Source organism: Rhodomicrobium vannielii ATCC 17100, assembly GCF_000166055.1.
Lineage (GTDB): Bacteria > Pseudomonadota > Alphaproteobacteria > Rhizobiales > Rhodomicrobiaceae > Rhodomicrobium > Rhodomicrobium vannielii.
In genome coordinates, this window is sequence record NC_014664.1 from 1,702,967 (window position 1) to 1,729,547 (window position 26,581).

The 26,581-nt window shown below is 63.9% G+C and carries 21 protein-coding genes and 1 other RNA gene; 8 read left to right on the forward strand and 14 right to left on the reverse strand.

Features of this window, described 5'->3' with window-relative positions; all coding sequences use genetic code 11:
- The first annotated feature begins 4 nt into the window (after nt 1-4).
- Both fabI and RVAN_RS07860 read left to right on the forward strand, forming a co-directional pair.
- Nucleotides 5-778, forward strand: coding sequence for an enoyl-ACP reductase FabI (gene fabI, locus RVAN_RS07855; protein WP_013419209.1), 774 nt, complete (start codon nt 5-7; stop codon nt 776-778).
- A gap of 117 nt (nt 779-895) precedes the next feature.
- On the forward strand, nt 896-2,539 hold the full coding sequence (locus RVAN_RS07860) for a Na+/H+ antiporter (RefSeq protein WP_013419210.1): 1,644 nt from the start codon (nt 896-898) through the stop codon (nt 2,537-2,539).
- A gap of 82 nt (nt 2,540-2,621) precedes the next feature.
- Here RVAN_RS07860 and RVAN_RS07865 read toward each other — a convergent pair whose 3' ends face one another.
- Nucleotides 2,622-4,130, reverse strand: coding sequence for an alkaline phosphatase (locus tag RVAN_RS07865; protein ID WP_013419211.1), 1,509 nt, complete (start codon nt 4,128-4,130; stop codon nt 2,622-2,624).
- A 381-nt stretch (nt 4,131-4,511) separates the two neighbouring features.
- Between RVAN_RS07865 and RVAN_RS07870 the strand changes: the two genes are divergently transcribed.
- Both RVAN_RS07870 and RVAN_RS20095 read left to right on the forward strand, forming a co-directional pair.
- Nucleotides 4,512-6,245: an MFS transporter gene (locus RVAN_RS07870; protein WP_013419212.1), complete on the forward strand. Its 1,734-nt coding sequence runs from the start codon at nt 4,512-4,514 to the stop codon at nt 6,243-6,245.
- A 219-nt stretch (nt 6,246-6,464) separates the two neighbouring features.
- Nucleotides 6,465-6,692, forward strand: coding sequence for a hypothetical protein (locus RVAN_RS20095; protein WP_013419213.1), 228 nt, complete (start codon nt 6,465-6,467; stop codon nt 6,690-6,692).
- A gap of 51 nt (nt 6,693-6,743) precedes the next feature.
- Here RVAN_RS20095 and RVAN_RS07875 read toward each other — a convergent pair whose 3' ends face one another.
- From RVAN_RS07875 to RVAN_RS07885, 3 genes are all read right to left on the reverse strand, one after another.
- On the reverse strand, nt 6,744-9,023 hold the full coding sequence (locus tag RVAN_RS07875; RefSeq protein ID WP_013419214.1) for an NADP-dependent malic enzyme: 2,280 nt from the start codon (nt 9,021-9,023) through the stop codon (nt 6,744-6,746).
- Between the two features lie 126 nt (nt 9,024-9,149).
- Nucleotides 9,150-9,515, reverse strand: a complete 366-nt coding sequence (locus tag RVAN_RS07880; RefSeq protein ID WP_013419215.1) for a (2Fe-2S) ferredoxin domain-containing protein — start codon at nt 9,513-9,515, stop codon at nt 9,150-9,152.
- 268 nt (nt 9,516-9,783) lie between these two features.
- On the reverse strand, nt 9,784-10,209 hold the full coding sequence (locus RVAN_RS07885; RefSeq protein WP_013419216.1) for a Rieske (2Fe-2S) protein: 426 nt from the start codon (nt 10,207-10,209) through the stop codon (nt 9,784-9,786).
- A 238-nt stretch (nt 10,210-10,447) separates the two neighbouring features.
- Between RVAN_RS07885 and RVAN_RS07890 the strand changes: the two genes are divergently transcribed.
- On the forward strand, nt 10,448-10,804 hold the full coding sequence (locus RVAN_RS07890) for a lysozyme inhibitor LprI family protein (RefSeq protein WP_049779270.1): 357 nt from the start codon (nt 10,448-10,450) through the stop codon (nt 10,802-10,804).
- Nucleotides 10,804-11,934 (forward strand): rhomboid family intramembrane serine protease, encoded by a 1,131-nt coding sequence (locus RVAN_RS18865; protein ID WP_049779271.1) that lies wholly within the window; start codon nt 10,804-10,806, stop codon nt 11,932-11,934. The genes RVAN_RS07890 and RVAN_RS18865 overlap by 1 nt, the downstream gene beginning before the upstream one ends.
- 36 nt (nt 11,935-11,970) lie before the next feature.
- Here RVAN_RS18865 and RVAN_RS07900 read toward each other — a convergent pair whose 3' ends face one another.
- The 7 genes from RVAN_RS07900 to RVAN_RS07925 all read right to left on the reverse strand — a co-directional run bounded on the left by RVAN_RS07900 (nt 11,971) and on the right by RVAN_RS07925 (nt 20,242).
- Nucleotides 11,971-12,867, reverse strand: coding sequence for a transglutaminase family protein (locus RVAN_RS07900; RefSeq protein ID WP_013419219.1), 897 nt, complete (start codon nt 12,865-12,867; stop codon nt 11,971-11,973).
- Nucleotides 12,864-15,413: a circularly permuted type 2 ATP-grasp protein gene (locus RVAN_RS07905; protein WP_169309531.1), complete on the reverse strand. Its 2,550-nt coding sequence runs from the start codon at nt 15,411-15,413 to the stop codon at nt 12,864-12,866. Before RVAN_RS07905 ends, RVAN_RS07900 begins: the two co-directional genes overlap by 4 nt.
- Nucleotides 15,414-15,890: 477 nt before the next feature.
- A complete protein-coding gene (locus tag RVAN_RS07910; protein WP_013419221.1) occupies nt 15,891-16,211 on the reverse strand; it encodes a YbaB/EbfC family nucleoid-associated protein in 321 nt (106 codons plus the stop codon).
- A 98-nt stretch (nt 16,212-16,309) separates the two neighbouring features.
- The gene (locus RVAN_RS07915; RefSeq protein ID WP_013419222.1) at nt 16,310-18,034 is read right to left on the reverse strand and encodes a DNA polymerase III subunit gamma/tau; all 1,725 of its coding nucleotides are present in this window, start codon (nt 18,032-18,034) and stop codon (nt 16,310-16,312) included.
- 164 nt (nt 18,035-18,198) lie between these two features.
- Nucleotides 18,199-18,295: signal recognition particle sRNA small type (gene ffs, locus RVAN_RS19390), an RNA gene on the reverse strand.
- A 47-nt stretch (nt 18,296-18,342) separates the two neighbouring features.
- The gene (locus RVAN_RS07920) at nt 18,343-19,338 is read right to left on the reverse strand and encodes a CHAD domain-containing protein (RefSeq protein ID WP_013419223.1); all 996 of its coding nucleotides are present in this window, start codon (nt 19,336-19,338) and stop codon (nt 18,343-18,345) included.
- 76 nt (nt 19,339-19,414) lie between these two features.
- Entirely contained in the window at nt 19,415-20,242 is an 828-nt protein-coding gene (locus tag RVAN_RS07925) for a UDP-2,3-diacylglucosamine diphosphatase (protein ID WP_013419224.1), read from the reverse strand.
- Between the two features lie 233 nt (nt 20,243-20,475).
- Between RVAN_RS07925 and argB the strand changes: the two genes are divergently transcribed.
- Entirely contained in the window at nt 20,476-21,405 is a 930-nt protein-coding gene (argB, locus tag RVAN_RS07930) for an acetylglutamate kinase (protein WP_013419225.1), read from the forward strand.
- A gap of 154 nt (nt 21,406-21,559) precedes the next feature.
- The gene (locus RVAN_RS07935; RefSeq protein ID WP_013419226.1) at nt 21,560-22,357 is read left to right on the forward strand and encodes a pyrimidine 5'-nucleotidase; all 798 of its coding nucleotides are present in this window, start codon (nt 21,560-21,562) and stop codon (nt 22,355-22,357) included.
- Between the two features lie 11 nt (nt 22,358-22,368).
- On the opposite strand, the gene serS is transcribed toward RVAN_RS07935, so the two are convergent.
- The 3 genes from serS to gatB all read right to left on the reverse strand — a co-directional run bounded on the left by serS (nt 22,369) and on the right by gatB (nt 26,578).
- Nucleotides 22,369-23,754: a serine--tRNA ligase gene (gene serS / locus RVAN_RS07940; protein ID WP_013419227.1), complete on the reverse strand. Its 1,386-nt coding sequence runs from the start codon at nt 23,752-23,754 to the stop codon at nt 22,369-22,371.
- Between the two features lie 131 nt (nt 23,755-23,885).
- Nucleotides 23,886-24,923: a quinone oxidoreductase family protein gene (locus RVAN_RS07945; protein WP_013419228.1), complete on the reverse strand. Its 1,038-nt coding sequence runs from the start codon at nt 24,921-24,923 to the stop codon at nt 23,886-23,888.
- Between the two features lie 179 nt (nt 24,924-25,102).
- Nucleotides 25,103-26,578 (reverse strand): Asp-tRNA(Asn)/Glu-tRNA(Gln) amidotransferase subunit GatB, encoded by a 1,476-nt coding sequence (gene gatB / locus RVAN_RS07950; RefSeq protein WP_013419229.1) that lies wholly within the window; start codon nt 26,576-26,578, stop codon nt 25,103-25,105.
- Between the last annotated feature and the right edge of the window lie 3 nt (nt 26,579-26,581).

Here is a 26,581-nt window from a genome sequence, read left to right on the forward strand (position 1 = left end):
TGCCATGACCGCTATCGTCGATCTTAATGGAAAACGCGGCCTTGTTATCGGCATCGCGAACGAAAACAGTATCGCGGCCGGATGTGCTGCGGCGTTTCATCAGGCCGGGGCCGAACTTGCGGTCACATACCTCAACGACAAGGCGTTGCGGTTCGTCAGCCCTGTCGCGGAAGCGGTCAGAGCGAGGATCATGCTGCCCTGCGACGTCCGTGTTCCCGGCGAACTTGAGGCTGTATTCGAGACGATCGCCAAGCAATGGGGGCAGCTCGATTTCGTGCTGCATTCCATCGCTTTCGCGCCGCGCGAGGACTTGCAGACGAGCATCGTGAATTGCACCGCGGAGGGCTTCGCGCTCGCGATGGATATCTCGTGCCACTCCTTCATCCGCGTGGCGAAGCTGGCCATGCCGCTGATGACTGACGGCGGCTCGCTTCTCACGGTCACGTTCTATGGATCGGAGCGCGTGGTGCAGCACTATAACCTGATGGGGCCGGTGAAGGCCGCGCTCGAATCGACCGTGCGCTATATCGCGGCCGATCTCGCCGACAAGCGCATCCGCGCGAACGCCATCTCGGCCGGTCCGGTCAAGACGCGCGCGGCTTCGGGCATCGGGCGCTTCGACGAGCTTCTCGACGAAGTTCGCGATCGCACGCCCGGTCATCACCTCGTCGGCATCGACGATATCGGTCGCGTAGCAGCTTTCCTTGCGAGCGATGCGGGCTCATCGACCAACGGTTCCGTAGTGTTCGCCGATAACGGCTTCCACACCGTGGCCTGACGCGAGTTGCGCCGAGGGGCGGTCGCGGGCTTGCGCTCGCGACTGCCCCGGAGCCTCGCACAACGCTTCGGCGCGAGCGATCCCCAATCCGCGCGCCGTTGAAAGGTTAAGAGAAACATGGACACGATCACGACCGCCCTCGTGCTCGCGCTCGCCGTCGTACTGAGCGGATGGGTTTCGCGCGCGCTTCCTGTCGCGTTGCCGCTGCCGCTCGTTCAGATCGCGCTCGGCGCCGCCATCGCCAATGTCGCGGATCTCGGCGTCGAACTGAAGCCGGACATCTTCTTCCTCCTGTTCCTGCCGCCGCTTCTCTTTCTCGATGGCTGGCGCATCCCGAAGGAGGGCCTGTTCCGCGACGCGAACGCCATCCTCGAACTCTCCTTCGGCCTCGTAATTTTTACGGTGCTCGGCGTCGGGTTGTTCGTGCATTGGCTGATCCCGTCGATGCCGCTCGCCGTGGCCTTCGCGCTCGCGGCCGTGGTGTCACCGACTGACCCGATCGCTGTGTCCGCCATCGCCCAACGCGTGCCCGTGCCGCAGCGGTTGATGCACATTCTTGAAGGCGAGTCGCTCCTGAACGACGCTTCGGGCCTCGTCTGCATGCAATTTGCCGTCGCGGCGGCGCTGACGGGGACGTTCTCGCTGATCGACGCGGCGGGCACATTCGTCTGGCTCGCGGCGGGCGGCATCGCCATTGGCACCGGCGTGACATGGGCCGTAACGCGGATGAAGAACTGGTTCGCTCGCACCTTCGGCGAAGATCCCGGCACGCAGATCCTCATCAGCCTTCTCATTCCATTCGGCGCTTATCTCCTGGCGGAGCACCTCCACTGCTCGGGCATCCTGGCCGCGGTGGCTGCCGGCATAACCATGAGCTATGCGGAGCAGACCGGGCAAGCCATGGCTCTCACGCGCGTGAGCCGCGCCGCTGTCTGGGACACTGTGCAGTTCGCGGTGAAGGGCGTGATCTTCGTGCTTCTCGGCGAGCAATTGCCGACGATCGGAGCGGGGGCGGCGCAGGTCGTGCGCGATACAGGGCATATCGACCCGGCGTGGCTCATAGTGTACGTCATGGCGATCAGCGCCGCGCTGATCGCACTGCGGCTCGTCTGGGTGTGGGTGTCGCTGCGCTTCACGCTTTTTCGCGCGGCGCTTCGGGGCGAAGTCATGCGGAAGCCGGGCTGGCGTATCGTCGCCGTCACCGCGCTCGCGGGTGTGCGGGGTGCGATCACGCTTGCGGGCGTGCTGACGCTCCCACTCGTGATGGAAGACGGATTGACGCCATTCCCGGCGCGCGACCTCGCGATCTACCTCGCGGCGGGCGTGATTATCGTCTCGCTTATCGTGGCAAGCATCGCCTTGCCGTTTCTTCTCGGCAAACTTCAGCTTCCGCCTGAGCCCGCGCAAGAAGAAGAAGAGGACAAGGCCCGAAGTCTTGTCGCCGAGGCGGCATTGAAAGCAGTCGAGACGCATAAGCGCACGGGCGGAGACGATATCGAAGACGCGGCTCTCTATGCCGATGTTGCGGCGAATATCGGAGACTTCTACCGCCAGCGTATCCGCGACAAGACCGCCGACGGCGAAGGCCGTGAAACCGTGCGCCGCGCCTATGAGATCGAGCGCGAGCTTCGTCTGGCCGCGATCCGGGCCGAGCGTGTGGAGATTCTCCGCCTGCGGCGCTCGCGGCAAATTTCGGAGGAAGTGGCGCGCAAGCTCGTCCGCGAACTCGATTTCATCGAAGCGCGCCTGATGTCGGCCTGACGTGAGGCACAAAAAAATGGCCACCGCCGGTGGCCATTCATTTTCTATTCGCGCGCTCGCGCGAGGACAGCCGCAAATGTCGTTACTTCGCGGCGGCCGTATCCCGGCCCACCTTCTCCAGAATGCCCGACGCATGCGTCATGACATGGAAGATCATGTTCTGCTCGATGACGCCCTGAAACAGGTGCGCCGAGGGCCCCTGCGCGAAGACGGCCACGTCGTCGCCCGCGTGCGATTCCGCGTCGAGCGGGATCAGCGCCTGCTGGCGGAAGTCGAGGGCGGTGGTATCCACGCCGTTGAGATCGGCGCGCGCCTCGTTCGCCTTGGCGCCCGGCCCGTTCAGATAGCCGAGCGTGGTGTAGGGCTTGCCGTCGAGGCCGTAGCCCGCGAGGCCGAGGATCGGGTTGCCGCGCTTCGGATAGCCCGAGATGGAGAAGACGTGGCTGTGGTCCGCCGTCAGGATAATCAGCGTTTCCTCGGGATCGACCTTGGCGTAAGCGGCCTTCACCGCCTCGTCGAGCGCCAGCGTATCGAGGAGCGCGAGACCGGCCTTGCCGTCGTGATGAGCGTGGTCGATGCGGCCACCCTCCACCATCAGCACGAAGCCATCCTTGTTCTTCGACAGAAAGTCGATGGCCTTGGTGGTCATCTCCGCGAGTGAGGGCTCGCCCGCCTTGTCCTTCGCGCGTTCCGCCTCGTATTGCATGTGGCTGCGCTCGAAAAGGCCGAGCACATGGCCGGTTTTGGCCGGATCGATTGCGTCGAACTGCTCCTTGTTCCAGACATAGGCCGCGTCGTTGTATTTGCGCTGCCACTCATCGACGAGATTGCGGCCATCGGCGCGCGTGCCCGTCTTGCCTTCGGTTTCAGGGTCGGCGACTTCCTTCGGCAGGAAATACGATCGGCCGCCGCCGAGAATCACCTCGAAGCCGTTGCCTGCGGGCCATTCGACGAGTTGCGTGGCGATGTCCTTGCAGCCCGCCGCTTTCGCGGGGCCGGGAAGGTTCGTATCGACTTCCCAGTCGCGGCCCGCCGTCTTGGCGTATGCTGCCGCGGGCGTCGCATGCGTGATGCGCGCCGTCGAAACGATGCCGGTCGAAAGCCCGGCCTTTTCGGCCAGTTCGAAGATCGTCGTGACCTCGGTGCCCTTCTGGCTCGCGCAATTGCCAACCGTCACGTGCTGATCGACGCCGATGGTGCCATTGACCGACTTTACGCCGGACACCAACGCGGTCGCAGTCGGCGCGGAATCCGCCACCTGGCTGTCATGCGTATAAGTCTTCGACAGCGCCACATAGGGAAGAAGGGTCTCGAACGCGAGCGAGTTGCTTTCGCCATCCACGCCGCGCCGCTGCCCGTCCATGATGCGGGCGGCCGTCACCGTCGGAATCGACATGCCGTCGCCGATGAACAGGATGATGTTCTTCGCCTTCTTCGTATTCGGCTGGCGTGCGAGGATTTTTTCGAGATCAGCCTTCGCCGCAAGGAAATAGCTGTCCTGCGCCTGCTTGATGCCCTGCGCCTGGGCGGGTGCGCATAGCGCTGCCACGCCCGCGAGTCCCAAGGCCACCGCGAGGGTTCGTGATGTCATTTCGTGCTCCCGTAATGAGCCGCCGGCCGGTCGGCGAGCCCCAGCTTCCGTTATTACGATAGCCTTGTCACAGATATATGTCGGTGCCCGACAGAAGGGGCAAAGCAAAAGGCGAAGCCTACGTTTGCTATATTAGGCATGCTTTATTTGCATGGCCTAGCCTCAGTCGCGCACAGAGTTGTTCCTCCCTCTTTCGTGGGTATTTGCCAAATTTTCGCTTTGTTTTCAACGTTAAGCCGAAAGTCTTAGCCCCAATGTCTTAGCTCCGTCGCATGGGAGCTATGCTAAATCTGCGATGTATTCGCGCACCGGAAACGCCTCCGGCAAACGCCATTTGTCCGGTTTTTCGAAACAGACGCATATCCAGATTGGGAGGGTTTAGTGACAGACATCGCAGCAGGCAGAGCCTACACACCAGCGGGCGCAATCAGCCCCGCTGAGCAGCGGAAGGTGGTCTTTGCATCTTCGCTCGGCACCGTATTCGAGTGGTACGACTTCTACCTTTACGGTTCGCTCGCGGCCATCATCGGCTCGCACTTCTTCTCCGGCCTGACCGAGTCCGGTCAGTTCATCTTCGCGCTGCTCGCCTTCGCTGCGGGCTTCTTCGTGCGCCCCTTCGGCGCCATCGTGTTCGGCCGCCTCGGCGACCTCGTCGGCCGTAAATACACCTTCCTTATCACCATCCTCATCATGGGCCTGTCGACCTTCCTCGTCGGCGTGCTGCCCGGCTACAATACGATCGGCGTCGCGGCGCCCGTCATCCTGATCGTGTTGCGCCTGCTGCAAGGCCTCGCGCTCGGCGGCGAGTATGGCGGCGCTGCGATCTACGTGGCGGAGCATGCGGAACCCAACAAGCGCGGTTACCGCACGAGCTGGATCCAGACTACGGCAACGCTCGGCCTGTTCCTTTCGCTGATCGTCATCCTTCTTTGCCGCTATTTCTCCCCCGGTGACACGGCCGCCGAAAAGGCTGCCTCGTTCGCGGCCGAATACGGCTTCTGGCGCATTCCCTTCCTCGTTTCCATCGTGCTGCTCGGCGTCTCGGTCTGGATCCGCATGACCCTGAACGAGTCGCCCGTCTTCAAGGCGATGAAGGAAGAGGGCCGCACTTCCAAGGCACCGCTCTCGGAAGCGTTCGGCAACTGGAGCAACGGCCGCCTCGTTCTGCTCGCGCTGTTCGGTCTCACCGCCGGTCAGGCCGTCGTGTGGTACACGGGCCAGTTCTACGCGCTGTTCTTCCTGACGCAGACGCTCAAGGTCGACCCCTATTGGTCGAACATCATGATCGCGATTGCGCTCCTCATCGGCACGCCGTTCTTCGTCATCTTCGGCTGGCTCTCGGACAAGATCGGCCGCAAGCCCATCATCATGGTCGGCCTGCTGCTTGCGATCCTCACCTACTACCCGACCGGCCTTCTGAAGCCGCTCGGCCTCGGCTCCTACGCCTATCCCGGCGTGTTCGAACTCCTGACGCATGCAGGCAACCCGCAGCTTGCCAAGGCCATCGACACGTCTCCGGTTTCGGTCTTCGCCGACCCGAGCCAGTGCCGTCTCCAGTTCGACCCCGTGGGCAAGTCGAAGTTCACCTCGCCTTGCGACGTTGCGAAGTCTTCGCTCGTGAAGGCCGGCGTACCTTACATCAACGAGACGGGTGCGGCTGGTACAGCCACGATCAAGATCGGCGAGACAGTGGTGCAGTCGTATGATGCGGCGGCCCCCGACGCCAAGGTTCAGGGCGAACGCTTCAAGAAAGAACTCGCCGAAGCGCTCAAGACTGCGGGCTATCCGGCGAAGTCTGCGCTCGAAGGCGTGAGCTGGCCGGTGGTCGCGCTTCTCGTCTACCTCGTCTTCCTCGTGACGATGGTGTACGGCCCGATCGCGGCGATGCTTGTCGAACTCTTCCCGACCCGCATCCGCTACACCGCGATGTCCCTGCCCTATCACATCGGCAACGGCTGGTTCGGCGGCTTCCTTCCGATCACCGCCTTCGCCATCGTGGCCTCGACCGGCAACATCTACGCTGGCCTGATGTACCCGGTGATCGTGGCGATCATGACCCTCGTCCTCGGCGTGCTCTTCCTGCGCGAGACGAAGGGCCGCGACATCGTCAACTAAGACAACTCCGCCCTCGGGTCTCGGCCCGGGGGCTTACCGCTCAATGGAAAAGCCCGCGTTTTCACGTGGGCTTTTTTGCGTTTCCGGTAAGGCCCCGCAAGGCATCCGCTGTCATTTGTCGATCAATTCCCGCGCTCCCGTGAGCCATCGCGCGCGAAACGCGTTTCACCGCAATCGCGCACAACGCGCCAAAAATCGAGAACGACAGGAGAGGAAACGATGAAACGAGTGCTCACGGCAGCCGCGATGACCGTCTGTTTCAGCGGCGCCGCGTGGGCCGCTTGCAGCGGCGGCTCGCTCCCGGACGGAAAGGGCGGGTGTTACTACCCGCCCTTCGCATCCGCCGACTGGTACAAGAAGCAAAAGATCCGCGAAGCCCGCATGCGCCGTCTTTGCGCGATGGGGCGGAAATGGGCCTGTCCCGGACCGGGGCCGGTGGTGAGATAGGGCCGGGTCGAACGCGCCAGCCGCGAAGCTCGGCGCGACCGAGGCCGGGCCTTACTTCGCCTCCCGGCTTTCGCCCGCGCCGACCACAGCCACCGCCGTCATATTGACGAGTCCGCGCACGGAAGCGGACGGCGTCACGATGTGGGCAGGCATAGCCGCGCCGAGCAGGATCGGCCCGATGGAGATGGCCGAGCCCAGCACCTTGATCGCGTTATAGGCGATGTTGGCGGCGTCGAGCGACGGCATGATGAGCACGTTCGCCTCGCCTTCGAGCTTCGAATAGGGGAACAGCTCGCGCCGCACGCCTTCCGACAGCGCCATATCGGAATGCATCTCGCCCTCGGCCTCGACGCCCGGCTCGCGCTCCCAGAACAATTGCAGCGCCTCGCGCATCTTCTTCGCGCTGGGCGTATTGCCGCTGCCGAAGTTTGAATGCGAGAGGAAGGCGAGTTTCGGCGTCAGACCGAAGCGGGCCACCTGCCGCGCCGAAAGCACGGCGGCTTCGGCCACCTCCTCTGCGGTCGGGTCGTAGTTCACCTGCGTGTCGGCGACGAAGAACGTGCCCGACTCGAGCACGAGCGCATTCAGCGCGGCGAAATTCTTCACGCCCGCGCGCAAGCCGATGATGTCGGAAATGTCCTTCAGGTGCCGGTCGAAGCGCCCGGTCGTGCCGCAGATCATCGCGTCCGCCTCGCCGCGCTTCAGCAGCATCGCGGCGATCACGGTGTTCTGCCGACGCGCCGCGACGCGCGCATCAGAGCGGGTGATGCCCTTGCGGTCGGTAAGGCGGTGATAGTCGGCGGCGAGGTCGTCGACGGTCGCATCTTCGGTCGGGTCGAACACCTGGAAATCGACGCCGGGCTTCATCGGCAACGCCAGATCGCGCAGGCGCTCTTCCATGAATTTGCGGCTGCCGACGAGGATCGGCTGAGCGATGCCTTCCGAGAGCACCTGATACGCCGCCTGAAGCACCTTCACGCGGTCGCCTTCCGCGAAGATGACACGCTTCGGCGCGCGTTTCGCGGCCTCGAACACGGGCTTCATGACGAGGCCGGAGCGGAACACGAAGCGCACGAGCTTTTCGCGATAGGCGGCGAAATCCGCGATGGGCCGCGTCGCAACGCCGGACTCCATCGCGGCGCGGGCGACGGCGGGCGCAAGCCGCGTGATGAGGCGCGGGTCGAACGGCTTCGGGATGATGTAATCAGGCCCGAAATGGAAGCTCTCCGCGCCGTAGGCCGTCAGCACGATGTCGTGCGCCTCGGCCTGCGCAAGATCGGCGATGGCCATGGCGCAGGCTTTTTTCATTGTCTCGTTGATCTCGGTCGCGCCCGCATCGAGTGCGCCCCGGAACAGGAAGGGGAAGCACAGCACGTTGTTGACCTGGTTCGGAAAGTCCGAACGGCCCGTGGCGATGATCGCGTCCGGGCGAACCGCCTTCACCTCGTCCGGCATGATCTCGGGCGTCGGGTTCGCGAGCGCCATGATGATGGGCCGTTCCGCCATGGTCTTCACCATGTCGGCGGAGACGACGCGCGGCGCGGACAGTCCGAGGAAGATATCCGCGCCCACCAGCGTCTCGGCGAGCTTGCGGAATTCCGTCGGCTGCGCATAGCGCGCGAGGTAGGGATTCATCTCCTCGGTGCGGCCCTCATAGACCACGCCCACGCGGTCGGACACGAAGATGTTTTCGCGCCTGAGGCCGAGGCTGACGAGCAGGTTGAGGCAGGCGAGCGCCGCCGCACCGCCGCCGCAGCACGCGAGGCGCACGCTGCCGATGTCCTTGCCGACGAGTTTCAGCCCGTTAAGGATCGCCGCGGCGACCACGATGGCGGTGCCGTGCTGATCGTCATGCATGACCGGGATGTTCATGCGCTCACGGAGCTTCTGCTCGATCTCGAAGCACTCGGGCGCCTTGATGTCTTCAAGGTTGATCGCGCCGAAGGTCGGCTCAAGCGCCGCCACCGCATCCACGAACCGGTCGGGGTCTTTCGCATCGACTTCGATGTCGAACACGTCGATGCCCGCGAACTTCTTGAACAGCACCGCCTTGCCTTCCATCACGGGCTTGGAGGCGAGCGGGCCGATATTGCCGAGGCCGAGCACGGCGGTGCCGTTGGTGATGACGCCGATCAGGTTGGCGCGCGCGGTGAGGCGCGCCGCCGCCGCCGGGTCGGCCACGATCTCGTCGCAGGCGAACGCCACGCCCGGCGAGTAGGCGAGCGACAGGTCTCGCTGGGTAGACAGCGGCTTCGTCGGCGTGACGGCGAGTTTTCCCGGCGGGTCGCTCTCGTGATATTCGATCGCGCTCTGCTTGAAATCCTTCGCCATCGGGGCCGTTCTCCTGCGGGTGTTTGTCACCCCCACAGCTAGGCCATTCGCGGCGGCTGTTCAATGCACGCTTGCGCTACGCCGACGCGCGACTATCAGCCATGCGGAGGATGGGCGAAACGCGCGTCACACCTTCGGCACGAAGATGAGCCGCTCGACGGGTTCGCCCTCGCAGAGATGCGACACGCAGATCTCGTCGATGTCCTCGACCGTCTTCGGCGCGTACCAGATGCCCTCGGGATAGACGACGACCACCGGTCCCGCCTGACAGAAGCCGAGACAGCCCGTCACCGTGACGGCGAGTTCCGGGTCTTGCAACGCCTGTATCTTCGCGGAAAGGCGCTCGATCAGCGGCATCGCGCCGGAGGCCGCACAACTGCCGCGCGGATGCATCGGCGGCCGCTGCTGCGCGCAGATGAAGACGTGGCGCTTGAACACCAGCGGCAGGTCGAAAGGTCTGCCTTCCGGGGTGGCTGTGAGGGCTTCGGTCATTCGCTTCTCCTGTGCGTAGGCCGCGCGCGGCAGAAGGCAGAGAGCAAGGTTCGTACCGAAAGCGTCGCCGGGTGCTAAACGGCGGATCGCGGGAGATGCGCGCTTCCTGCGGCCGAGCGCGAAGGCTGGAACTGGACTAATTAAACAAAGCGAATGTTCCGTTCCGGCCAAAATGACGCATGCTGAGCGCGCTCGTCCCGACGTTGCCGGCACGAATAAGGCGGCGCGCGTTCGCACACCGCCTGAAACCGCTGCGCTCGCGCGTCGCCTATTCGGAAACGATCATGATTTCCGGCGGACCAGCGTCGTCGTCCTCGGCAAGTTCGACGCCCGCGATACACACGTCGCCGTCGATGATCGCGACGGGTATGCTTTCGAGGCTCTGAAACTTGCAGTCGCCTTCGACGCAAAGCCCCGTATTCGGCTCGAACCTCGCGTCATGCTGCATGCAGTGCAGATGGCGCCGCCCGTCCGACACGTAATTCTCGGACTCTTCGTAAAGCGGCTTCTTCTCGTGCGGGCAGGCATTCACGTAGGCGTAAAACTTCCGAGCCTCGTCGCGCACGATCAGAATGGGGAACGGCTCATCCTTGCCATCCGCGCCTACCTTAGCAAGGGTGAACGGCTGCACCCAGCCGGGCGCAATGTTCGCCTCGCAAACGGCGTAGACGATGGTTTCTTTCGTATCGGTCATCTGATGTCCCTGTGCTGGGTTCACGCCCTGATCTTTCGCCATGTCATGCAAGGAGCATGCCCCGTTGAGCCGACTTTAGAGACATTCCGAAACGGATACCAGCGCATCTTCCCTACGGTGGCATGTCGCTCTAACCGTTGCCTCGCGCGCGGTCGCCGGACATAGTGCGCCCTGCGACGCTCGGCCTTGTGAGACGGACGGAGAGCCCATGAGGATATTTTTCGCATTTTTTATTTGTATGGCTGCGTCTTCGCACGCGCGCGCCGAAGAAGTTCGGCAACCTCTCGACGCCTGCCTCGACAAGGCCATGTCGACGGCGGCCACGGTGGATTGCATCGGCCGCGACTTTGAGCGGAACGATGCCGAGTTGAACCGGATTTACAAGACGCTCCTCGAAAAGAACTCCAGCGAGGACGACGCGCAAGAAATCCGCGGGCGGCTCATTGAATCTCAACGCGCGTGGCTCAAGTTCCGCGATACGAATTGCAATTGGCGGGGAAGCGTAATGCTGGGTGGCACGGGTGAGAAAGTCATCGTTTCGGGATGCGTAAACCAGATGACGATAGACCGGGTCAAGGAACTGAAGGCCGACTGATGCGAGACATCCCCCTGCCGGACGGCCGCGACGCGGTGAGCGCATACCAGCGGCCGCCGTTGACCGCCACGTTGGGCCTGATCGGCGCCATCCTCGCCGTGTATCTGTGCGAGGCCGTGTTTCGCATCGACGGAAGCGGCACCCTCTTCGATCCCGGCATCTCGACGCTCGTCGCACTTGGCGCGCTCGACAAGAGCCTCGTCGTGGAGGGCGGCCAATGGTGGCGGCTGTTCTCCGCGCCGCTGCTGCATGGCGGCGTGCCGCATCTTGCGTTGAACAGCCTCGCGCTTCTGTTCGCGGGCGCGGCGCTGGAACGCGTGGTCGGCCCCATCTGGTTCGCGGCGATCTTCGTCGTTGGTGCGCTCGGCGGCGGGCTGGCGTCGCTCGCCATCAACGCGGCGGACCTCATTTCGGTCGGCGCGTCGGGCGCGATCATGGGCCTTTTCGCGGCGGCGCTCGTCATCGCCTATCGCTTTCCGATGCAATCCCGCCAGCGGCGGCTGATGCTGTCGGGTTCGCTCGGCGTGCTCATTCCGTCGCTTATCCCGCTGTTCGACGGGCTGTTCGGGCAACGCATCGACTTCGCGGCGCATATCGGCGGCGCAATCGCCGGCGGCATCGTCGGGGGCACCCTGCTCGGCCTGTGGCATCCAGATACCGAGGCGCCGCCGCACCGCAAGACGGCTATCGCGATCGCGGTCCTCGGCCTGTGTGGCGCGATCTTCGCCGCGTCGCAGGTCGTCGCGACCTACAGTTCGCAGACGCTTGCGGTTCACGTCATCCCCGACGCGCGGTTGCCCAAGGGCATGGACGAGATCCGGGCGCGCTCGGCGGAGCTTCTCGCGGAGTTCCCGCGCGATCCGCGCTCGCACATTTACCGTGCCGTGACGCTGCAAGGCGACAACGACAACGCCGGTGCGGAACGCGAATGGCGTGCGGCGCTCGCCGAACGCGAGATGCTGCGCGCGTTCTTCAAGCCCGAGCTGGAGCACCTGATCCGGGTGAACCTTGCGCTGCTTTTGAAGGAGAGCGGGCGCAGGGCGGAGGCCGCGGCGATGGCGCAGCCCGTCTGCGCCTTCAAGGGCGAACGTCAGATCTTGCTGGAAAATGCGGGGCTTTGCCGGCGTTGAAGGAGAAGGCCGCGCGATGGCCCGGCGGAGGAAACGTCAGCGCGCGATACTGGCCCAGCCGTTGACGGGGTTCACGTCCACGGCCACCTCGACCTCATGCTCGCCGCCGCCCAGCAGCACGCCGCTGACCGGGCTTACGTCCTGAAAGTCGCGCCCGAAGGCGATGGCGATATGCTCCTCGCCGGGGATCATGTTGTTCGTCGGGTCGAAATCCACCCAGCCGATTTCGGGCGACCACACCGAAATCCACGCGTGGCTCGCATCCGCGCCGATGAGCTTCGGCTGTCCCGCTGGCGGGTAGGTCAGCAGATAGCCGCTCACATAGCGGGCGGCGAGACCCATCGTCCTGAGACACGCAATTTCGAGATGCGCGAAGTCCTGGCACACGCCGCGCCGGATGCGGAGCACCTCCTCGACCGAAGTCGCGGCATCGGTCGCCCCACTCTCATATTTGAAATCGCGGTTGATGCGCGCCGTGAGATCTTGCACGGCTTCGAGCATCGGGCGGCCCTCCACAAAGCTCGCCCGCGCGAATTTGTGGATGTCGCGCGACGGCCGTATGAAGCGCGACGGGCATGAATATTGGATCGCCTCGAACGTTTCCGGGCCGAGATTGGCGCGAAGCGTCGCGGCGACGTCGTTCCAGCTTGCCGTGCGGCTCGTGTCGATCTGCATCGGCGCGAACACCTCGACCTGCGCGCGCGAATGAATCAGCAACTCGCGATGATCCTGCTCAATGGCGATCAGCGAGACGGGGTTGCCGAAATCGTCGACCATTTCCGCCTTGGAGGCGGGCGCCGGATCGATGATGAGGCTGTGCCGTGAAACCGTCTGGCGGTAGTGGGAGCGAGGCGTCAGGTGCAAGACATGGTGGGACTGCGAAACCGGTGCCGAATAGCGATACGTCGTTCGATGGCTGATCTCGAAATTCATGAATGGCTACCGAAGCGGGTGTAGACGCGCCGAAGCTCTTCTTCGGTCAGGTTGAAGTAACGGCGCGTAATCGCTTCGGAGAGCTTCGGCAAGCCCGAAAGCAGGGCGCCCAGCAACTCCTGAAGCTCCACGCGATTGCCGGACGCGTCGGCATGCTCAAGGCTGGCGACCTTCGCGAGGCGCACCTTCGTCAGAAGCTCCAGAATGAGCCGTTGCTCCTCGTTGTGCGGGGCGTGCGGCGAAGCCTGCGGCAGCGCCTGAAGATGGTCCGTGATCGCGCAGAGCTGGAAGCCGATACCACGCGGGTTCGCCTCGTCCACCATGAGGAGGTCGAGCACGAGCGAGAGGATCGGCGCAAACAGATAGCGCTGGCGGAAGGTGATGGTGCTGTCCGCCACGTTCAGCACGAAGAAGAGGCGCGCCGTCTCGTCGTCCTCGCGCTTTACCTCGCCGAACAGAGCGAGCAGAAGTTCAGCCAGATTATACGCGCGTTCGAGCCGCCTACCGATGTCCGTGAAGCGCCAACCATAGTTCCGCGTCATGTTCTCGGCGGTCAGGCCGTTGAGCGACGCCATGGTGACGATGCCCGCATTGAGCCGGTCGAGCAGCTTCACCGAGTCGGAGAGGTCGTTCGCTTGCGGAGACGCAATGTTCGAGAAGCGGAGCAGCGTCTGCCAAACCTCTAGCGAGAGGCGCTCGCGCACGATGCTGCCCACGCGAAGCATGTTGCTTTCGAGGCCGGGCAAGCTGTGCGAGCGGCCGGGCGCGGTCATCAGCAGGCGCACCGATTGCTCGATGGCGCGCGGGTCGTGGCCGATCCCCGGCGCCGAAGCGGGCTGATCCTTCGACAGGATGAGTTCGAGCGCGCGCCGTCCGCCAGCGCCGATGGGCACCGTGCCGGAATCCTCCGAGCGGCTCAACGCGCCGCGCATGAGACGCATCACCCAATCCGCTCGCTCGCAATACCGGCCGAGCCAATAAAGGTTATCCGCAATGCGGCTTCTAAGGCCGATGCCAGCGCGAAGCACGCGCGCAACCTCGGCGGCGGGCCGCATCAGCGAGATATGCGGCGGCATCACCTCCTCGTCGGAGGCGATCCACACATCCCGCGAATGGCCGTCGCGCGCCGACATGGCGACGCCCGGCGTCCCGTCGAGCGACATCGCGAGGCCGCCCGGCATGACACGATAATCGCCGTCGATGCCCGCCACGAACAAGCGCATCGCAAAGCGGCGCGAGGTCAGCCCGTCGGCGGTCCACGACGGTGCATAGGCGCTGTCGGAGCGCTCCTCGGCGACGTAGTCCTGCCCGTTCACATCGAGTTCGAAGCGAAGCGCGTCGAGCGCCTTGGGCGTCAGCGTTTCGAGCATGATGCCGACTTCCGCGCGGCCCGGTCGGCCGGTGCCCTCATGCGCGTGGCGGATCACGAAGCGCTCGGGATGAGCGAACACATAGACCCGCGATTCCATGTCGCCGAGCCAGCGCCGATGTGTGTCGTGGAGGACGAGATCCTGACCGAGAAGCGTGCGGCTGACGTCCTGCAGGAGCGGACCGAGGCCGCGATTCTCCACAATGGACGAGCCGAGGAAGTTCATCATAAGGCGCGGATTGCGCCTGAGCGCTTGCACGAGGCCAACCGGACCGGCAAAGCCGTTCGGGTCGAGTTCGAGCGGATCGCAATGAGAACCTTCCACGCAGCGGATCATGAGATCGATGGGCTTCAGCCCTTCCAGCGTCTTCATGTAGACGCGGCTGCCGATCACGCGCAGGTCGCCGCCTTCCACGAGCTGGAAGCCGAGATAGCGCGAGAGATAGGCGTGGCTGAAATAGTCGTCGTGCTGGGGACCGGGCGTGAGCAGCGTGATGAGCGGATCGTCGCGCTCGATGCGCTGCAAAAGCTCGCTCTGGATATGCTGGAAATGGGACGCGAGCCGAACGGCCCTGCAGCTTCGGAACACGTCGCCCATGAGCTGGCCATGCAGCAGCCGGTTCGCGAGCGCGAAGCCCACGCCCGCCGGCGTCTCGGCATGCACGTCGATGATGCGCCACTCGCCGCTCGCATCACGGATGAGATCGGCGGCGAAGAAATTGATGAGGTGGCCCGTATTCTTCGGCTCACGGCAGGCGCGCAGGAACGCGGGATCGCTGAACACGAGGCGTGGAGGCACACGGCCCGAGCGAAGCAGCGTTTGCGGCCCGTAGAAATCTTTCACCATCATGTCGCAGAGCTGCACGCGCTGGATCATGCCGCGTTCCAGCATCGCCCATTCGGCGGCCGAAATCATGATGGGGATGAGATCGATGGACCAGGGTTGTCGGCTGCCGGGCTCGGCGAAGAGATCGTGCGCTATGCCGTTCTCGGCGACGAGGCGGCGAAGCCTTTCCTGACGCTGGGCCTGTTCTTCGGGAGGAACTGCGCCGAACGCCTCGGAGAAGGCCTGCCATTGCGGCCGGATCCTTCCATCGGCGTCGATGGCTTCATCGTGTCCGACCGTGGGCGGCGTGTAGGCTGCAAGCAAGTCCTGCGGCATAATGGGATTTTGCACCGTGCTGCTCATGGCCGGCACTTAAGCTTCCCCCGGCAATGCCGGAGGACACCATCCGTTTCGGTCGATCATTTCGCCCCCAAGCGGCCGTGGAATGCTTCCAATTTCACGCAACTGTAACATTCCTTCCAGGGCTTCGCCAGCGTGGCGGTTGAAAACGCTAATATCGCCGCGCCCTTCGCAAAAAAAGACTGTTGCAAGCTGCGACAAGGCAGCGCGAGGTGCTCGTACATGTCGTCGGACAGCACCCACACCTGCGGACTCGGACGCTCAGAAGGCCGCCGTTGCGGTCGCGCGCCTCTCCGCTTAGGAAGCGCGGCGAAGCATCATCGTTCGAAAGCGGGAAGCGAACAAGTTCCATTAGCCGGAATGGACCATCCGACCACCGGCGCACTCAATCGGGTGATCGAACGCGAGGTGGCCGAACAAAGGGTGCGACGCGAACCGCCAAAAGGCGCTTGAAAGATGGAGCCGCCTCTAGAACAGCTTCAGGCCCGGAGGCAACGGCAGGCCCGCCGTCAGTTCCTGCATCTTCTCTGCCATGACATGCTCAGACTTCTGTTTGGCGTCGTTGTGCGCGGCGACGATCAGATCTTCCAGAATTTCGCTCTCTTCCGGCTTGATGAGGCTCGGATCGACGGACAGGCCCGCCATCACACCCTTGCCGGTGAGCCGCACCTTGACGAGCCCGCCGCCCGAGGTGCCTTCCACCTGCATGGTTTCAAGCTCGGTCTGAAGCTCGGCCATCTTCGTTTGCAGTTCTTGCGCCTGCTTCATCATCGACATGATGTTTTTCATTCAAAGCCTCTTCTTGGTTCGGCTCCGACCCTCGGCCGAAGCCCGGAACCCGTTTTCGCTCTTCGACCGATCCGCGCGGACGATCTGCCCTGACGCTCTCAATCGAGCTTTCGCACATCCGTTATCTCGGCATCAGGGAAGTGATGGAGAATGCTCTTCACCGCAGGATGCTTGCGAATCTCTTCCTTGGCCTGCGCCTTTTCGTCCCTCATGCGCGCGCCGAGCGGAGGAAGCCCGCGCTCCTCCGACAGCGAAACGATCCAGCGCTCGCCCGTCCAGGCTTGCAGTTTCTTCGCAAGCTCTGGCGCGAGTGATTGAGGCGCGCCTTCGAGCAGGCGAAGTTCCAGAAAGCCCGGCCCGAATTTCACGAGTTCGACCCGTTCTTCAAGGGCTTTTTGCAGCATGATGTCGCGGGCCGCCCTGACTTTTTCAACGATCTCCTCGAAGGACGCGAAGCTGCGCGCGGCTTCTCTTGGTGCTTCGGCCGCGACGGCTTCGCTTCCGCGCGACGAGAGGACGCGGGAACGGGCCGGCTCGAACCCGCCGCTCGTTGCCGAAGCGCCCGCAGCCGAATCGCGGGCCGGAGCGCTGGAGGCCGAATCACGGACTGGAGCGCGTTCGCCGCTGCGCTTCAACTCGCCGATGACATCGGCCGGAGACGGCAACTGCGCCGTATAGCACATGCGGAAGACGAGCATCTCGGCGGCGGCCAAGGGGCGCGGCGCGCGCGCGGCCTCGTCGATACCCTTGAGAAGCATCTGCCAGGCCATGGCGAGGCGTGGAACCGGAAGCGACGCGGCGAGACGGTCGGCGCGGGCGCGATCGTCGGCGGACAAATCGTGCGGGTAGGCGCCGGGCAAAACCTTGAGCCGCGACAGCGCATGCACCGCGTCGGCCACGTCGGAAATGATAAGCGTCGGGTCCGCACCGCGTTCGTTCAGCGCACCGAGTGCGGTGAGCGCGCCCGCCGCGTCGCCGTCGAAGATGCGTTCCAGCAGGTCGAAGATCGCGTCGCGGCCCGAAAGACCCAGCATGTCGAGCACGGAGGCGGCAGTGAGGCGGCCCTCCGCCATGGTCAGCGCCTGATCGAGCAGCGACAATCCGTCGCGCACCGAGCCTTCCGCCGCACGCGCAATGAGCGCCAGCGCCGAATCGTCGGCGGCGTAGCCTTCCTTTTCGAGGATGCGCGCGAAGTGGGCGGACAAGACTTCCGGCTCGACGCGGCGCAGGTCGAAGCGCTGGCAGCGCGACAGGATCGTGACGGGGACTTTGCGGATTTCCGTCGTCGCGAAGATGAACTTCACATGCGGCGGTGGCTCTTCAAGCGTCTTGAGCAGGCCGTTGAAGGCCGACTTCGACAGCATGTGCACTTCGTCGATGATGAAGACGCGATAGCGCGCGGCAGCGGGCTTGTAGCGCACCGCCTCTATGATCTCGCGGATGTCGTCGATGCCGGTGTTGGAGGCCGCGTCCATTTCGAGCACGTCCACATGACGGCTATCCATGATGGCCTGGCAATGGCGGCCGAGTTCGGCGATGTCGAGCGACGGGCGGTCTGGCAGGCCGTCGCGCTCGTAATTCAGCGCGCGGGCGAGAATGCGGGCGGTGGTGGTCTTGCCGACGCCGCGCACGCCCGTGAGCATGTAGGCTTGTGCGATACGGTCCATCGCGAACGCATTTCGAAGCGTGCGAACGAGGATATCCTGGCCGATGAGATCGTCGAGCGTCTGCGGGCGGTATTTTCGCGCGAGAACGAGATAGGACTGCGCTTTTCCCGAAACTTCGGAGGTGGGGAGCGCCGGGGCGTTATCGCTATTGCTCATGTCCCAGATCCGGCAGGCGGACCGTCATGCGCCCGTTTACATGGTGCCGCGAAAGCGGCGTCGAAGGCTCGTGCCGCCAAAGGCGGAACAAGCTGGTGCCGCGACGGGGCATCAAACGCTTCTGCCGCGAAACGGCTACGAAAGCTGTTGCCGCGCAAGGCGGCAGTGAGAGGCTGGACAGCAACCCGCATCGGATTCGTTAGGGCTGCTTCCTTCCGGACCTGACCCGGTTGGCGAGCGATACGCCTGCGCCAACCTCCCGCCCCTTATATCGCCGTTTCGCGCGTTTCTGGCAAGAGGGCTTTGCGTTACGCTTTGGCCGCCAGCTTCTTTTCGCATTTGCAGCCCGGCCCGCATGGCGGCTTCTTCGTGCATTTCTGCTTTTTTCGCCGACCGGGGCGCTTTTCGTCGGTGCGGTTGACGCTCTTCCAGTGGGCTTTCAGCCGAGCATGAAACCCCTTCGGCTTCTCCGAGAAGAGGTGTTCGCCGCGTTCCTTTGCATCGGCGAGCAGCGACGCCTGCTTTTCCTCGATAAAAAGGAGCAGCGTATTCACGTCGGCGGGCGTGCGAAACACTGCGCGGTTTTGCTCGATCATCTCGCGCAGCACGGCGAGGTCGTGATGGAGCCCGAGCGCATCCGACAGCGTCTTCGCGAGTTTCGCGCGCGCCTTCGCTTCCTTGGGCCACGCCGTTCGGAGCAGCAGCGTCTGCCGCCAGTGGCGCTGCACTTGCTTGCGCCACTCGTGCAGATCCTCGGCGTGTTCGGAGGCGAGCGCCTTTTTCATCTCACGCCGGCCGCGCTTGTAGGTTCGCGCGGAGGCGGCCAGCAAATCCTTCGCGGATGCGTCGCCGAAATCGAACTGCGAAAGACACGCCTTCGCCTTGGCGACCTCAGCGATGGCGTTTCCTATGTTTTCGGAAACCGCCCGCTCCAGCACGTGCTCGTGCCGCGCCTGCAGCCATGACGACAGATCAGAAAAAAGCCGTTCATGGGAAGCGTCGGCGAACTCTTCGCGCAGTGTCTCCGCCGCACCTACGGCCACCTGCGCGTCGCGACTCGCGGAAAGCAGCTTCCCCGCACCCGACAGAAGCTTCTGCGAGCTTCGGGCCGCGTCTCCCTTATCCACCGATTTCACAAGATCGAGGAGCGCGCGGGTCCGCTTGAAATGCCGCCTTGCCGCGTGGATAGCGGTTTCGTCATGATCGGCAGTCATGAGCCGCTCAAGCGCGGCGTCCAGTTGCTCGCAGCCAACGGCCGGAACCGACTGACTCAATAGGTCGAACAGGTTTAGCCGATAATTCACTTGAGTATGCTCGTCACAACGGGATGACTCACAAGGTCGGGTGTTGCCGCCGCCTCGTCAAGCGTCGAGATTGCACCTAGGCCGCCTTGAGCACGGGCTCGCGAATTGCCGCCGGTTCGCTTTCGCGATCCCCTTGAAGCCAGCGCAGGATCTCGATTTGTCCGTCTGCGTGCTCGGCTATGGCTGTGCAGTTTTCTGTCCAGTCTCCGCAATTCAGATAGCGGACGCCATTGATCAGGCGGTCGGCCGGATGATGGATATGGCCGCACACGACACCGTCATAACCGCGACGTTTTGCCTCAGCAGCAAGCGCTGTCTCGAACTCGTCAATAAAGACCGCCGCCGCCTTCACCCGCGTCTTCACGTAGACGGAAAGCGACCAGTGCCCGAAGCCGAGCTTGCGCCGCGCCCAGTTAAGCGGCCCGTCGCACCAGAGCACGAATTCGTAGGAGCGGTCGCCGAGGAAGCGAAGCCACTTCGCGTAACGCACCACCACGTCGAACTCGTCGCCATGGAGCACGAACAGCTTGCGACCGTTGGCCGTCGTGTGGACGCAGTCGCGCGTGATCTCGATGCCGTTGAAGGTCATGCCGCAATAGGCGCGCAGTGCTTCGTCGTGATTGCCGGGCACATATACGATGCGCGTGCCCGAGTGCATGCGTTCCAGAAGGATTTGCAGAATTTCGTCGTTGCCGCCGGGCCAGATCACGCCGCGTTTCAACCGCCAGAAGTCGATGATGTCGCCCACGAGGTAGATCGTCTCGGCGTCGTGGGTTCTCAGGAACTCGACCAGCGCGTGCGTTTTCGCCGCACGCGTGCCGAGATGCAGGTCCGAAAGGAAGAGCGCGCGATAACGCCTTTTGCCGAACCGGATCACCGGCACGTTCCGAAAGAAGCCATGCATAAGCGTGTCCCTCATCCCCTTGGCTTACGCTAGACAAGAAAAGGGAAACGCATTGCAACCGTGTGACAGCCGGGCGTTTTCGATTGCGCACACTACAACGTGACCGCGTACGGACGAGAACGCCGCAGGTGCCTCCGCGCCCGGTCCCGAGTGACGCCATCCGCGCGAACGCCCTTGCATCTTCGTGCGCGCGCCGTAATTTTGGACAAGCGCAAAGCCGACCTGGAGACTGCATGTCCGCCGCCGAACCCGATCCGAACGAAGAATTCTACCGGGGCCTCAGAAAGCCCAGCATCGCCGCCGAGATTCTTTCGGAAGCGCTTCCCTACATGCAGCGCTACGATCAGGCGACGGTTGTCATCAAATATGGCGGCCACGCGATGGGCGACGCCAAGCTCGCGGAGAGTTTCGCGCGCGACATCGTCATGCTCGAACAGGCGAGTGTGAAGCCGGTGGTGGTGCATGGCGGCGGCCCGCAGATCGCGAAGCTGCTGAACCGGCTCGGCATCAAGAGCGAGTTTTCCGGCGGTCTTCGCGTGACCGACGCCGCCACCGTCGAGGTGGTGGAGATGGTGCTCGCGGGCTCCATCAACAAAGGCATTGTGGCGGAGATCAACGCCCTAGGCGGCCATGCCTGCGGCATCTCCGGCAAGGACGGCAATCTGATGATTGCGAAGAAGCTGACGCGCACCGAGATCGACCCCGATTCGGCGATCGAGCGTGTGGTAGACCTTGGCTTCGTGGGCGACCCGGAGGAGGTGAACCCGCGCATCGTGCAGGTGCTCGCTGAAAACGAGATCATCCCCGTGGTTGCCCCGCTCGGCCTCGCGCGCGACGGCACGACCTACAACATCAACGCCGACACGTTTGCGAGCGCGCTTGCGGGCGCGCTGAAGGCGAAGCGCCTGCTTCTTCTCACCGACGTGGCGGGCGTGCTCGACCAGAACAAGAAGCTCATTCACCGCCTCACCGTGAGCCAGGCGCGCGCGATGATCGCGGACGGCACCATCACCGGCGGCATGATCCCGAAGGTGGAAGGCTGCATCAGCGTCATCAAGCAGGGCGTGGAGGGCGTCGTGATCCTCGACGGGCGCGTGCCGCATGCCGTTCTGCTGGAGCTGTTCACCGAGCACGGTGTCGGCACGCTTATCGAGCGCGATTAGGATACGGCCGGGGCATCCCGGCCTTTTCTTTTCGACGAGGGGGATCAGCCAAGGCTTGACGCGTAGCCGGATCGAAGCAGGCGCACCATATTTGGCGTGCGGCCGCGCAACGCCGTGCGAAACCGAAAGTAAAATTTTGTCCGACGAGTCACCGATGCGAGCGAGAGCAAGCGCTCACCCCTCCGAATCCCTTCCGGTCCCGGAGGCGGAAGACGCCGACGCGGCCGCCGCAACGCTCGTGGAAGCCGCGGCCGAAGCGGCGCAGCTCGCGCAAGCCTTCGCCGATACGCGGCTGTGGATCTTCGACCTCGACAACACGCTCTATCCGGCCGAATGCAACCTCTTCGCGCAGATCGATCAGCGCATGTCGGGCTTCATCCAGAAGCTGCTCGGCCTCGACCACGCGGCGGCGCGGAAGGTGCAGAAGGATCTCTACTATCACTACGGCACCACGCTTGCCGGGCTGATGGCCGAATATGGCGTGAAGCCGGAAGAGTTCATGGACTACGTCCACGACATCGACCTGGCGCCGGTCTCGCCCATGCCGGAGCTTGACGCCGCCATCGCGCGCCTCGAAGGCCGCAAGTTCATCTTCACCAACGGCTCGACGCGCCATGCCGAGCGCGTCGCGGCGAAGCTCGGCGTGCTCGACCGTTTCGACGGTATTTTCGACATCGCGGCGGGAAATTATGTGCCGAAGCCGAAGCCCGAAAGCTTCAGCGCCTTCATGCGCTATTGCGAGGGCGGCGACTGCAAGGCCGCGATGTTCGAAGATCTGCCGCACAACCTCGAAGCGGCGCATGCGCTCGGCATCAAGACCGTGCTCGTCCGCTCGGACTACCTCGACCACCCGTCGCAGCACGCGCTCGCCGCCGCGACGGCGCTGCCGCCCTACATCCACTACGAGACGGACGACCTTACGCGCTTCCTCGACAGCATCGCGGCGAAATAGCCACGTTGCCCCTATGCTCCGATGCGCGTGACGCCGCCCATGTAGGGCAAGAGCGCGTCAGGCACGCGGATCGAGCCATCCGCCTCCTGATAGTTTTCGATCACGGCGATGAGCGCGCGGCCAACCGCGAGGCCGGAGCCGTTCAGCGTGTGGACGAACTGCAAGTCCTTCGCGGCCGAGGGCCGGAAGCGCGCCTGCATGCGCCGCGCCTGGAAGTCGCCGCAGTTCGACACGCTTGAAATCTCGCGATAAGCGCCCTGTCCCGGCAGCCAAACTTCGATGTCGTGCGTCTTGCGCGCGCCGAAACCCGTGTCGCCCGCGCACAGCACGACGACGCGATACGGCAGGCCGAGCCGCTTCAGGATTTCTTCGGCGCAACTCGTCATGCGCTCATGCTCGGCGGCCGAGGCGTCGGGCGTCGTGATCGACACCATCTCGACCTTGTAGAACTGGTGCTGGCGGATCATGCCGCGCGTGTCGCGGCCCGCCGCGCCCGCTTCCGCGCGGAAGCACGGCGTCAGCGCGGTGAAGCGCAGCGGCAGATCGGCTTCGGGGAGGATGCTCTCGCGCACGAGGTTTGTGAGTGGAACTTCGGCGGTCGGGATGAGCCAGTACAATTCAAAAGCTTCTTGTCGCCCCGTTTTTTCGTTCCGCCGGACATCAACTTCGTCCGCAAATGCCCCAACTGCATCTCCTAAGGAAGTCGTTCCGGCGGTTTTATATAGGTCATCCTCGAATTTCGGAAGTTGAGCAGTGCCGTATAAAGCCCGATCTCTAACCAGCAACGGCGGGTTCACCTCGGTGTAGCCGTGCTCGCTCGTCTGCACGTCGAGCATGAACTGGCCGAGCGCGCGTTCAAGCCTCGCAAGCTTCCCCTTCAGCACCGTGAAGCGCGCGCCGGAAATCTTCGCCGCCGCCTCGAAATCCATAAGGCCGAGCGCCTCGCCCAACTCGAAATGCTGCTTCGGCGCGAAGTCCTCGGCGGCGAAATCGCGGGGTGTGCCGACGCGGCGAAGCTCGACATTCTCGCTCTCGTCCTTGCCGTCCGGCACCTCCGGCGCGGGCAGCAGCATGTTCGGGATGCCCGCGAGCAGCGCGGTGATCGCCGCGTCAAGCTCGCGCTCCTTCGCCTCGCCCGCCGCAATCGCGCCCTTGAGGTCCGCCACCTCGGCCATCAGCGCCTCGGCCTTCGCAGGATCGCCGCCCTTGCCCTTCGCCTTGCCGATCTCCTTCGATGCCGCATTGCGCCGCGCCTGCAAATCCTGCAACGCCTTCTTGTGCGCGCGAAGCTCCTCGTCGAGCGCCAGCACTTTGGACGACAGCGGCTCCGTGCCCCGGCGTGCGAGGCCCTGATCGAAGTCGGCGGGGTTCTCACGAATCCATTTGAGGTCGAGCACGGAAGGTCTCCCAAAGAAGCATGGCCGGGAATGCCCCGGCCATCGAACAAGTTGCGTCAGCTATAGAAGGCTCGCGCGCGGGCGTAAAGACGGTGCGCCGTCGTTCCACCGGCGAAGCGGTCGCGCTGCGGTTAGTTCCCGCCGCCGTCGCCACGATGTGCGTTCGGCACGCGCCGCGTCGCATAATCCGGAAGCAGCACGATGGAACTCGTCGTCTCACGCGCTTCAAGGGCTCGGTGCGCTTCGGCAGCTTCCGACAGGCGATAGACCTTGCCGGCATTGATCTTTACGTGGCGCATTTGCACCATGTCGATGACATCGTTCGCGGCTTCAAGCAGCGCGGCGCGCGTGGCGATATAGGTGTTTAGCGTGGGCCGCGTGGCGTAGAGCGATCCCTTCTGCGACAGAAGCCCCAGTTCGAACGGCGGCACCGGGCCGGATGCATTGCCGAAGCTCACGAACAGGCCGCGCGGGCGCAGGCAGTCGAGCGACCCCGTGAAGGTGTCCTTGCCGACGGAATCGTAGACCACGTCCACGCCGCGCCCGCCGGTGATTTCCTTCACGCGCTCGACGAAATTCTCGGTGCGATAATTGATGACATGCGTGCATCCATGCACCCGGGCGAGTTGCGCCTTCTCGTCCGACCCTGCCGTGCCGATGATCGTTGCGCCGATATGGTGCGCCCACTGGCTGGCGATGAGGCCGACGCCGCCCGCCGCCGCGTGCCACAGGAGCACGGTGTCCTTCGTGACCGGGTAAGTCTCCTTCAGGAGATATCGGACCGTCATGCCTTGCAGCATCATGGCCGCCGCCGTCTCATAGGGAAATTGGCTCGGGATCTTCACCAGCCGGTCCGCCGGGATGAGGCGTTCCTCGGCATAACCGCCGAGCGCCCCGGCATAGGCCACGTGGTCGCCCACCGCGAGATCCGTCACGCCCTCGCCGAGCGCAACGACCTCGCCCGCGCCTTCGCTGCCCGGGATGAACGGAAAGGACGGCTGCGGGTAGAGCCCGGTGCGGTGATACACGTCGATGTAATTGACGCCCACTGCGTGCTGGCGAATCTTGACCTGGCCCGGCCCCGGCGCGCCGACCTCGACCTCTTCCCACTGGAGGACTTCGGGGCCGCCATAGGCGTGGATGCGGATAGCGTGGGTCGGACGCGGCATGCCTCACCTCTCGTGCAAAAGCGCGCCGGACAATCCCAGCGTGCCTTATGGCCTGTTTGTCGCAGTTATGCGGTATTTTTACTCAAAAGTCGACCGAAGTCCAAGGATGCCGCCGCTTATTGCGCTGGCTCCGAAACGCCGCGTTTCAGAACGACGAAGCGCGGCCTGAGCCGCGCCCCTCAGACCTCCTCTGGCACCTGAAGCTTTTGCCGCAGCAGCGCATTGACCGCGTCGGGATTCGCCTTGCCGCCCGTCGCGCGCATCACCTGGCCGACAAACCAGCTCAGCGTCTTCGGCTTCGTCTGCACCTGCTCGACCTGCTTCGGGTTCGCGGCGATGATCTCGTCCACTACCTTCTCGATGGCGCCGGTGTCCGTCACCTGCTTCAGCCCGCGTTCCTCGACGATTGCGCCCGGCGTGCCGCCCTTGTCGAGCATGATCTCGAAGACTTCCTTGGCGATGCGGCCCGAAATCACGTCGGACGAAATAAGGTCGATGAGCTCACCAAGCTGCGCCGCCGAAATCGGGCTCTCGGTGATGTCCTTGCCCGTCTTGTTCAGCGCGGCGAAGAAATCGCCCATCATCCAGTTCGCGGCGAGTTTCGGGTCGCGGCCCCTGGCAACGGTTTCGTAGAAGTCGGCCGAGGCGCGGTCCAGGATGAGCACGCCCGCATCGTATGCCGAAAGCGCGTATTCGCTCATGAAGCGCGCGCGCTTTTCGTCCGGCAATTCCGGCAATACTTTCTTCAAATCCTCGACGAACGCCTCGGATACTTCGAGCGGGAGCAGGTCCGGGTCGGGGAAATAGCGGTAATCGTGCGCCTCTTCCTTCGAACGCATGGGGCGCGTCTTGCCCGACTTCGCGTCGAACAGCCGCGTCTCCTGCTTGATCGTGCCGCCGTCTTCGATCACGTCGATCTGGCGGCGCGCCTCATATTCGATGGCCTGACCGATGAAGCGGATCGAGTTCACGTTCTTGATCTCGCAGCGCGTGCCGAGTGGCGCACCGAGCTTCCTCACGGACACGTTCACGTCCGCGCGCAAGCTGCCCTCTTCCATGTTGCCGTCGCACGTGCCGAGATAGCGCAGGATCGTGCGAAGCTTGGTGATGTAGGCCTTCGCCTCCTCCGACGAGCGGATGTCCGGCTTCGACACGATTTCCATCAACGCGACGCCGGAGCGGTTCAGGTCCACGTAGGAATGGTCGGGATCCTGATCGTGCAGGCTCTTGCCCGCGTCCTGCTCAAGGTGCAGGCGCTCGATGCCGACATCGAAGGAATATTCCTTGAGATCGACCGTGACGATGCCCTCGCCCACGATGGGAAACTTGAACTGCGAAATCTGATAGCCCTGCGGCAGGTCGGGGTAAAAGTAGTTCTTGCGGTCGAAAACCGAACGGCGATTGATCTGCGCCTTGAGCCCGAGGCCGGTGCGGATCGCCTGCTTTACGCATTCCACGTTGATGACGGGCAGCATGCCCGGCATGGCCGCGTCCACGAGGCTCACATGGCTGTTGGGCTCGCCGCCGAAAGCCGCCGAAGCGCCGGAAAAAAGCTTCGCGTTGGAGAGCACCTGCGCGTGCACCTCCATGCCCACGATCACTTCCCAGGGGCCGGTTGCGCCGTCGATGAGGTTTTCTTTTCTCGTGTCTGCCATGGG

Coding starts and splice junctions, on each gene's coding strand:
- RVAN_RS07935 (WP_013419226.1), top strand. CDS start 21,560: ATGCGAGCGAGAGCAAGCGCTCACCCCTCCGAATCCCTTCCGGTCCCG.
- RVAN_RS07925 (WP_013419224.1), bottom strand. CDS start 20,242: ATGCATGGCTTCTTTCGGAACGTGCCGGTGATCCGGTTCGGCAAAAGG.
- RVAN_RS07885 (WP_013419216.1), bottom strand. CDS start 10,209: ATGACCGATACGAAAGAAACCATCGTCTACGCCGTTTGCGAGGCGAAC.
- argB (WP_013419225.1), top strand. CDS start 20,476: ATGTCCGCCGCCGAACCCGATCCGAACGAAGAATTCTACCGGGGCCTC.
- gatB (WP_013419229.1), bottom strand. CDS start 26,578: ATGGCAGACACGAGAAAAGAAAACCTCATCGACGGCGCAACCGGCCCC.
- RVAN_RS07910 (WP_013419221.1), bottom strand. CDS start 16,211: ATGAAAAACATCATGTCGATGATGAAGCAGGCGCAAGAACTGCAAACG.
- RVAN_RS07865 (WP_013419211.1), bottom strand. CDS start 4,130: ATGACATCACGAACCCTCGCGGTGGCCTTGGGACTCGCGGGCGTGGCA.
- RVAN_RS07875 (WP_013419214.1), bottom strand. CDS start 9,023: ATGGCGAAGGATTTCAAGCAGAGCGCGATCGAATATCACGAGAGCGAC.
- fabI (WP_013419209.1), top strand. CDS start 5: ATGACCGCTATCGTCGATCTTAATGGAAAACGCGGCCTTGTTATCGGC.
- RVAN_RS07945 (WP_013419228.1), bottom strand. CDS start 24,923: ATGCCGCGTCCGACCCACGCTATCCGCATCCACGCCTATGGCGGCCCC.
- RVAN_RS18865 (WP_049779271.1), top strand. CDS start 10,804: ATGCGAGACATCCCCCTGCCGGACGGCCGCGACGCGGTGAGCGCATAC.
- RVAN_RS07890 (WP_049779270.1), top strand. CDS start 10,448: ATGGCTGCGTCTTCGCACGCGCGCGCCGAAGAAGTTCGGCAACCTCTC.
- RVAN_RS20095 (WP_013419213.1), top strand. CDS start 6,465: ATGAAACGAGTGCTCACGGCAGCCGCGATGACCGTCTGTTTCAGCGGC.
- RVAN_RS07915 (WP_013419222.1), bottom strand. CDS start 18,034: ATGAGCAATAGCGATAACGCCCCGGCGCTCCCCACCTCCGAAGTTTCG.
- RVAN_RS07880 (WP_013419215.1), bottom strand. CDS start 9,515: ATGACCGAAGCCCTCACAGCCACCCCGGAAGGCAGACCTTTCGACCTG.
- RVAN_RS07860 (WP_013419210.1), top strand. CDS start 896: ATGGACACGATCACGACCGCCCTCGTGCTCGCGCTCGCCGTCGTACTG.
- RVAN_RS07900 (WP_013419219.1), bottom strand. CDS start 12,867: ATGAATTTCGAGATCAGCCATCGAACGACGTATCGCTATTCGGCACCG.